The organism is Aminobacter sp. P4_H6_2 (assembly GCF_056400805.1).
The window spans coordinates 1-7,620 of record NZ_JBFUKO010000245.1; the positions used below are offsets into that span (position 1 = coordinate 1).

The window sequence follows — 7,620 nt, forward strand, 5'->3', positions numbered from 1 at the left end:
CGATGGAACTACTCGACATGGTCGGCATGGCGGAGAAGGCGAAGGCCATGCCCGCGCAGCTCTCCGGCGGCCAGAAGCAGCGGGTGGCGATAGCCCGGGCGCTCGCGCTCCAACCCAGGATCATGCTGTTCGACGAGGTGACGTCCGCGCTCGATCCCGAACTGGTCGAAGAGGTGCTCAACGTCCTTTGGAAGCTGTGCGAGGAGACCGACATGACCATGCTTCTGGTCACGCACGAAATGGGCTTCGCCCATGACTTCGCCGACCGAATCCTGTTCTTCGATCGCGGCAGGATCGTCGAGGAGGGCAAGCCGGATGAGATTTTCCGCAATCCCAAGCAGGAGCGAACGCAAACTTTCCTGCGAAAGATCATCGCTGCCGGGCATCGTGTCTGACTGTAATGTCGCGGCATGGGCATGCGCCTTTGCCGTAAGACCGTATAACCAAAGGAGTTGGGAGCAATGAAAAAAATAGCGGTTTTCGCCAGCGTCGGCGCAATGGCGCTCGGTGCCGCGTTCGCCCTGTCCCTGCCGTCGTCGGCACAGGACAACGCCAAGCTCGAGCAGTTGAGGGCACAAGGCTTCGCCCGTGTCGCCATCGCCAACGAGCCGCCCTTCACGGCCGTGGCCGCCGACGGCAAAGTGTCGGGCGCAGCGCCTGATGTCGCCCGCGTCATCTTCGGCAAGCTCGGCGTGCCGGAAATCGTCGCGTCGATCTCCGAATATGGCGCGATGATCCCGGGCCTGCAGGCCGGCCGTCACGACGTCGTCACCGCCGGCCTGTTCATGAAGCCTGAGCGCTGCGCCGCAGTCGCCTATTCCGAGCCGGTTCTCTGCGACGCCGAGGCGCTGCTGGTGAAGAAGGGCAACCCGAAAGGCTTCAAGTCTTACGAGGACCTCGCCAAGGATGCGACCGCCACGGTTGGCGCGCCGGGCGGCGGCACCGAGGAAAAGTTGGCACTCGAAGCCGGCGTCCCGCGTGACCGCGTGGTTGTGGTGCCGGACGGCCAGAGCGGCCTGAAGATGGTGCAGGATGGCCGCATCGACGCCTATTCGTTGCCGGTGCTGTCCATCAACGACCTGGTCAAAAAGGCCGCTGATCCGAATCTGGAAGTCGTGGCGCCGGTCGTCGGCGCGCCGGTCTATTGCGACGGCGCGGCCTTCAAGAAAGGCGACGAAGCACTGCGCGACGCCTTCAATGTCGAACTCGCCAAGCTGAAGGAATCGGGCGAATTCGCCAAGATCATCGAACCCTACGGCTTCTCGGCTGCGGCTGCGATGTCGACATCGACGGAGAAGCTGTGCGCCCCGGCGCAGTGACGAGCGATTTTCCTTCTCCCCGTTCACGGGGAGAAGGTGGCCCGAACGGCCCGATGAGGGGCGGCGGCAAGTTCTGAGTGCCTAGCTCCGCCCCTCATCTGCCTACCGGCATCGACCGGGATCGAGCCGCTTGTCTCGCTCCGTCCTTCGGACCCGTGAACCGGGAGAAGGAGGTTATCCCCGAAGCCCTGGTCTAACGATCGAATGGATACTTCAAGAACCCATGGCCGACTGGTCCGGATATCTCAGCCTGATCCTGCAAGGCGCAGTCGTCACGGTGCAGCTCACTGTGATGGGCTCAGCACTCGCGTTGGTGATGGCGTTTGTTGCCGGACTGGGGCGGATTTCGCGTGTCTTCGCGATCAGATGGCTGGCGACGGCCTATATCGAGTTCTTTCGCGGCACATCCATCTTCGTGCAGTTGTTCTTCGCCTATTTCGTGCTGCCGTTCGCAGGCGTATCGCTGACGCCGTTGCAGGCGGGCGTACTGGCGCTCGGCCTCAATGTCGGCGCCTATGCGGCGGAGGTGGTGCGCGGCGCCATCCAGTCAGTCGGCTGGGAACAGTACGAGGCCTGCATCGCGCTCAATCTCAGCCGCTGGCAATGCATGAGCAAGGTCATCCTGCCGCAGGCGCTGCTGGTGATGCTGCCGACCTTCGGCAACAACGCGATCGAGCTGCTGAAGGCGACATCGGTGGTGTCGCTGATCTCGCTATCCGACATGACCTTCCAGGCCAATATCGTGCGCGCGCAGACCGGCAACACGCTGTTCCCGTTCGCCACCATCCTGGTTCTGTATTTCGCCTTCGCCATGATCATCGCCTTCTCCATCCGCGCCCTTGAACGGCGGATGGCGCGCGGCCTAGACGGAGTGCGCACCTGATGGAGTGGGACTGGAAATTCGTCTGGGAAATCATGCCCACCCTCATCCAGGGCGTGAAGATCACCATCCTCGCCACATTGCTGGGCTCGGTGTTGTCAGCCGTGGTCGGCCTTGGCATCGCGCTCGGCCGGCGTTCGGAAAACCGCATCGTTGCGCGCAGCGTGGGCTTCTTCGCCGAGTTCATCCGCGGCACGCCGCTTTTGGTGCAGCTCTATTTCATCTTCTACGTGCTGCCGGACATCGGCATCCTGCTGCCGCCGTTGCTGGCTGGCGTGATCGGGCTCGGGCTGCACTACGGCACCTATACGGCCGAGGTCTATCGCGCCGGCATTGACAATGTGCCGCGCGGCCAGTGGGAGGCCGCCAAGGCCTGCAATCTCAGCAACCGGCAGACCTGGACGCGGATCATCATGCCGCAGGCGATCCCGCCGATGATCCCGGCGCTCGCCAACTACTTCATCGCCATGTTCAAGGAGACGCCGCTGCTCTCGGCCATCACCGTGCTGGAACTGATGAACCAGGCGAAAAGCGTCGCGAACACCTACTATCGCTACATCGAGCCGATCACGCTGGTCGGCGCGTTCTTCCTGGCGATCAGCCTCGTCGCCGTCATGCTGCTGCGCTGGCTGGAACACCATTACGGACGGATCGAGAGATGAACGCACCTATGCAACCAAATGTGCAGATCGATCTTCACCCGACGCGGCCGGCGCTGGACGATCGGCCGCTGCCGAAGCGCGTCGGCCTGATCATCCTCGCGACCGACCACACGACCGAGCCGGACTTCCGCCGCATGGTGGCGAGCGAGCGAACCGGCGTCTATGTCGCGCGAATCCCCTATGCCAACCCGACGACGCCGGAAAACCTGCGCAAGATGCAGCCGGCGCTAACGGCTGGCGCCGCGCTCATCCTGCCGGACGAAACCCTTGAGGCGATCTGCTACTCCTGCACCTCGGCCTCTGTCGTCATCGGCGACGCCGAGATCGAAGTGGCGATCCGCGCGGCCAAGCCCGGCGTGCCGGTGGTGACGCCGCCGCTTGCCGCGATCGCCKGGTTGAAGGCGCTGGGCGCACGCCGCATCAGCATCCTCACCCCCTACACGGTTGAGACCAGCCGGCCGATGGCCACCTATTTCAGCCGCCACGGCTTCGAGATCGACCGCTTCACCTGCCTCGGCTTCGACGACGACCGCGAGATGGCGCGCATTCCACCTCAAGCTCTGGCGGACCTGGCGCGTGACGCGACCGCAAGCCAGTCGGACGCGCTGTTCATATCGTGCACGGCGCTACGCGCCGCGCTCGCCATGCCCGCCATCGAAGCGGCGATCGGCCGGCCCGCCGTCAGCAGCAACCAAGCGACCGCCTGGCAATGCCTGCGCCTGACGGCCGACGATTCCGCGCATCCCGCGTTCGGCCGGTTATTCACGCTGCCGCTGCGTGCCGCATGAGCGTGACGCTTGCGGATATCCGTGCCGCGGCCGAACGCATCGCCGGTAGGATCGAGCGGACGCCGACCGTGCTGTCGACCTCGTTGAGTGCGATTGCGGGCGTGCCGGTGCATCTCAAGCTCGAGCATCGGCAGACCACCGGCAGCTTCAAGCTGCGCGGCGCGTCGAACGCGGTCGCCCAACTGAGCGACGCCGACAAGCGCCGCGGCGTCGTCGCCGCCTCGACCGGCAATCACGGCCGCGCGCTGGCCCATGCCGCAAGGCTGGAAGGGGTCCGGGCCGTCATCTGCATGTCGCGGCTGGTGCCCGGCAACAAGGTGGATGAAATCAAGCGGCTCGGCGCGGATGTGCGCATCGTCGGCGACAGCCAGGACGACGCCCAGCAGGAGGTCGAGCGGCTGGTGGCTGAAGAGCGGCTGGTCATGCTGCCGCCTTTCGACCATCCGCACATCGTCGCCGGTCAAGGCACGCTCGGGCTGGAGATGATGCAGGCCGTGCCTGACGCTGCAACTGTTCTGGTGCAGCTTTCTGGCGGTGGGCTCGCGTCCGGCGTCGCCGCGTCGGTCAAGGGAACAAACCCCTCTACACGGGTGATCGGTGTGTCAATGGCGCGCGGCGCGGCGATGAAGGCGAGCCTCGACAACGGCCGGCCCCTGCCGGTCGAGGAACTGCCGACGCTGGCGGATTCGCTCGGCGGCGGCGTCGGCCTCAACAATCGCGTGACATTCGCGATGTGTTGCGACTTGCTCGACGATGTCGTGCTGCTGACCGAATCCGAAATCGCGGCCGGCATCCGGCATCTTTACGAGCAGGAGCGAGAGGTCGTGGAAGGCGCCGGCGCCGTGGGCGTGGCGGCGATCCTTGCCGGCAAGGTGCGGTCAAGCGGACCGATGATCGCCCTGGTCTCCGGCCGCAACATCGACATGACGCTGCACAGGCAGGTGATCAACGGCGAGCGGACCCGTTTCGAGCAGATGGACTTCTCGCACCCCCAGGAGCACGCGACATGAATTCGATGACCATCCTCACCGAGGCGGACCTGCGCCAGATCGTCAAACTGGATCACGACGCGGTGGCCTGCGTGGAAAACGCCTTCCGCGCGCTGGCGACGCTTGCCGTCGCCATGCCGCCGATCCTGCGGCTCGACATTCCCGAGTACCGCGGCGAAGTCGACGTGAAGACCGCCTATGTGCCGGGCATCGATGCCTTCGCCATCAAGATCAGCCCCGGCTTCTTCGACAACCCGAAGATTGGACTGCCCAGCGTCAACGGCATGATGGTCCTGTTGTCGGCCAAGACCGGTCTGGTCGAGGCGCTGCTGCTGGACAATGGCTATCTGACCGATATCCGCACCGCTGCAGCCGGCGCGGTGGCAGCGAAATATCTGGCGCGGCCCAACGCATCCGTTGCGACGATTTTCGGCGCCGGCGTTCAGGCCGTGTTGCAACTTGAAGCGTTGATGCTCGTGCGACCGATCGCCGAAGTCCGCATCTGGGCGCGCGACGCCGCCAAGGCGGATCGGCTGGCGGGCACGCTGCGCGAGCAGCTTAGCATCGCCGTGCGCGCCGAACCTGATGCGGCAAAGGCCGTCGCCGGTTCGGACATCATCGTCACGACCACGCCGTCAACCGAGCCGCTGATCCGCGCGGGTTTCGTAGAACCTGGCCAGCATATCACCGCGATGGGGTCGGACGCCGAACACAAGAACGAGCTGGCGCCCGCATTGATCGGAATGGTCGATCTCTACGTCGCCGACAGCGCAAGGCAGACGCGCCGGCTGGGCGAACTGCATCACGCGGTTCTTGCCCGACTTGTCGGAGCCGAGGCCGATATCACCGAACTTGGCCAGATAATCGCGGGCGCGAGGCCAGGACGCCGCGCGCCTAGCGACATCACCATCGCCGATCTGACCGGGACCGGCGTGCAGGACACCGCGATCGCCACTCTGGCGCGGGATCGCGCCAGAGTGGCCGGCGCCGGAACGACGTTCGAAAGCTGAATTCTACCCGGCCCAGAAAGAGGGCCCAACAAGCAGGATTTTAAGGAAATGCAGCCCAATCTGAAATTCACCCGCGCGGAATATGACGAGCGGCTGGCCAAGTCCCGGCGCGCCATGCAGGCCAAGGGTGTCGATCTGCTGATCTGCTCGGATCCCTCGAACATGGCGTGGCTTACTGGCTACGACGGCTGGTCGTTCTACGTCCACCAGGCTGTTCTGGTACCGCCGGACGGCGAGCCGGTCTGGTATGGCCGCGGCCAGGACGCCAATGGCGCAAAGCGCACCGCTTATCTCTCGGCAGACAACATCGTCGGCTACGCCGACCACTATGTGCAGTCGATCGAGCGCCACCCGATGGACTACCTGTCCAAGGTCATTGCCGATCGCGGTTGGGACAAGCTCACCATCGGCGTCGAGATGGACAATTATTATTTCTCCGCCGCGGCCTTCGCTTCGCTGCAAAGACATCTCCCGAATGCGCGCTTCGTCGACGCCACGGCGCTGGTCAATTGGCAGCGCGCGGTGAAAAGCCCGACCGAGATCGACTACATGCGCAACGCAGCCCGCATCGTCGAGGCAATGCATGCGCGCATCGTTGAGAAGGCGCAGGTGGGCCTGCGCAAATGCGATCTGGTCGCCGAAATCTACGATGCCGGCATTCGCGGCACGCCGGAGTTCGGCGGCGACTATCCGGCGATCGTGCCGCTGCTGCCGTCCGGAGAGGATGCCTCGGCGCCGCACCTCACCTGGGACGACAGGCCGATGAAATCAGGCGAAGGCACGTTCTTCGAGATTGCCGGCTGCTACAACCGCTATCATGTGCCCCTATCCCGAACCGTCTTCCTCGGCAAGCCGACGCAGGCCTTCCTCGATGCCGAAAAGGCGACCCTCGAAGGCATGGATGCAGGACTGGCGGCAGCCAGGCCTGGCAACGCCTGCGAGGACATCGCCAACGCTTTCTTCGCGGTCCTGAAGAAGTATGGGATCACCAAGGACAACCGGACCGGCTATCCGATCGGTCTTTCCTATCCGCCGGATTGGGGCGAGCGGACGATGAGCCTGCGCCCCGGCGACAAGACCGAATTGAAGCCCGGCATGACCTTCCATTTCATGACCGGCCTGTGGCTCGAGACGATGGGGCTGGAAATCACCGAATCGATCCTGATCACCGAAACCGGCGTCGAGTGCCTGGCCAACGTGCCGCGCAAGCTGGTGGTGAAGGACTGATCATGACAACTGACATGCGGCCTTCGCCGATCTCGCCCAGCGTCGATTTCGACCGCGACGGCGTCCAGCACGGCCATCTGCGCCTGCCGTACAGCCGTGACGATTCAGCGTGGGGCTCGGTGATGATCCCGATCTGCGTCGTCAGGAAGGGTGCGGGTCCGACCGCGTTGCTGACGGGCGGCAACCATGGCGACGAATACGAGGGCCCGCTGGCGCTGTTCGACCTGGCGCGACGTCTCGACCCGAAAGACGTCTCGGGCACAGTGATCATCGTGCCCGCGATGAACTACCCGGCCTTCAGGACCGCGACGCGCACATCGCCGATTGACAAGGGCAACATGAACCGCTCTTTCCCCGGCAGGCCCGATGGAACGGTGACGCAGAAGATCGCGGATTATTTCCAGCGTGAATTGCTTCCCCGCGCGGACCTGGTGCTGGACTTCCATTCCGGCGGCAAGACGCTCGACTTCCTGCCCTGGTGCGCGGCGCATGTACTGCCAAACAAGGCGCAGGAAAAGGCGGCGTTTGCGGCGGTCGAAGCTTTCTCGGCGCCGTGGTCGATGAGGATGCTGGAGATCGACACGGTCGGCATGTACGACACTGCCGCCGAGGACATGGGCAAGGTCTTCGTCACCACGGAGCTTGGCGGCGGCGGCACGTCGACGGCCGAAACGGTGCGTATCGCGCGGCGCGGCGTGGCGAATTTGCTCCGCCACGCAGGCATCCTTGATGGCGCCATCGAGAC

9 protein-coding genes are annotated in these 7,620 nt (G+C 64.5%); all 9 read left to right on the top strand.

What is annotated here, in order from left to right:
* Positions 1 to 395 (top strand): ATP-binding cassette domain-containing protein (locus AC1DUU_RS17550; RefSeq protein ID WP_476784686.1); only part of this gene is annotated, 395 nt, incomplete at its 5' end.
* A gap of 102 nt (positions 396 to 497) precedes the next feature.
* The gene (gene ehuB / locus AC1DUU_RS17555; protein ID WP_476784693.1) at positions 498 to 1,319 is read left to right on the top strand and encodes an ectoine/hydroxyectoine ABC transporter substrate-binding protein EhuB; all 822 of its coding nucleotides are present in this window, start codon (positions 498 to 500) and stop codon (positions 1,317 to 1,319) included.
* 223 nt (positions 1,320 to 1,542) lie between these two features.
* Positions 1,543 to 2,202 carry an ectoine/hydroxyectoine ABC transporter permease subunit EhuC gene (gene ehuC, locus AC1DUU_RS17560; RefSeq protein WP_476784687.1) on the top strand — a complete coding sequence of 220 codons (660 nt, stop codon included), beginning with the start codon at positions 1,543 to 1,545 and terminating at the stop codon, positions 2,200 to 2,202.
* Positions 2,202 to 2,861 (top strand): ectoine/hydroxyectoine ABC transporter permease subunit EhuD, encoded by a 660-nt coding sequence (gene ehuD / locus AC1DUU_RS17565; protein WP_476784688.1) that lies wholly within the window; start codon positions 2,202 to 2,204, stop codon positions 2,859 to 2,861. The genes ehuC and ehuD overlap by 1 nt, the downstream gene beginning before the upstream one ends.
* Before the next feature lie 8 nt (positions 2,862 to 2,869).
* The gene (gene eutA, locus AC1DUU_RS17570) at positions 2,870 to 3,649 is read left to right on the top strand and encodes an ectoine utilization protein EutA (protein ID WP_476784694.1); all 780 of its coding nucleotides are present in this window, start codon (positions 2,870 to 2,872) and stop codon (positions 3,647 to 3,649) included.
* Positions 3,646 to 4,659 carry a hydroxyectoine utilization dehydratase EutB gene (gene eutB / locus AC1DUU_RS17575; RefSeq protein ID WP_476784689.1) on the top strand — a complete coding sequence of 338 codons (1,014 nt, stop codon included), beginning with the start codon at positions 3,646 to 3,648 and terminating at the stop codon, positions 4,657 to 4,659. The genes eutA and eutB overlap by 4 nt, the downstream gene beginning before the upstream one ends.
* A complete protein-coding gene (gene eutC, locus AC1DUU_RS17580) occupies positions 4,656 to 5,648 on the top strand; it encodes an ectoine utilization protein EutC (RefSeq protein ID WP_476784690.1) in 993 nt (330 codons plus the stop codon). The genes eutB and eutC overlap by 4 nt, the downstream gene beginning before the upstream one ends.
* A gap of 48 nt (positions 5,649 to 5,696) precedes the next feature.
* Positions 5,697 to 6,875, top strand: a complete 1,179-nt coding sequence (gene doeA, locus AC1DUU_RS17585) for an ectoine hydrolase DoeA (RefSeq protein ID WP_476784691.1) — start codon at positions 5,697 to 5,699, stop codon at positions 6,873 to 6,875.
* 2 nt (positions 6,876 to 6,877) lie between these two features.
* A partial coding sequence (doeB, locus tag AC1DUU_RS17590) for a N(2)-acetyl-L-2,4-diaminobutanoate deacetylase DoeB (protein WP_476784692.1) occupies positions 6,878 to 7,620 on the top strand: 743 nt, incomplete at its 3' end.

Excerpts from the sequence above, each read along its gene's own strand:
- ehuC (WP_476784687.1), top strand. The coding sequence starts at position 1,543 with ATGGCCGACTGGTCCGGATATCTCAGCCTGATCCTGCAAGGCGCAGTC.
- doeA (WP_476784691.1), top strand. The coding sequence starts at position 5,697 with ATGCAGCCCAATCTGAAATTCACCCGCGCGGAATATGACGAGCGGCTG.
- eutB (WP_476784689.1), top strand. The coding sequence starts at position 3,646 with ATGAGCGTGACGCTTGCGGATATCCGTGCCGCGGCCGAACGCATCGCC.
- ehuD (WP_476784688.1), top strand. The coding sequence starts at position 2,202 with ATGGAGTGGGACTGGAAATTCGTCTGGGAAATCATGCCCACCCTCATC.
- ehuB (WP_476784693.1), top strand. The coding sequence starts at position 498 with ATGGCGCTCGGTGCCGCGTTCGCCCTGTCCCTGCCGTCGTCGGCACAG.
- eutC (WP_476784690.1), top strand. The coding sequence starts at position 4,656 with ATGAATTCGATGACCATCCTCACCGAGGCGGACCTGCGCCAGATCGTC.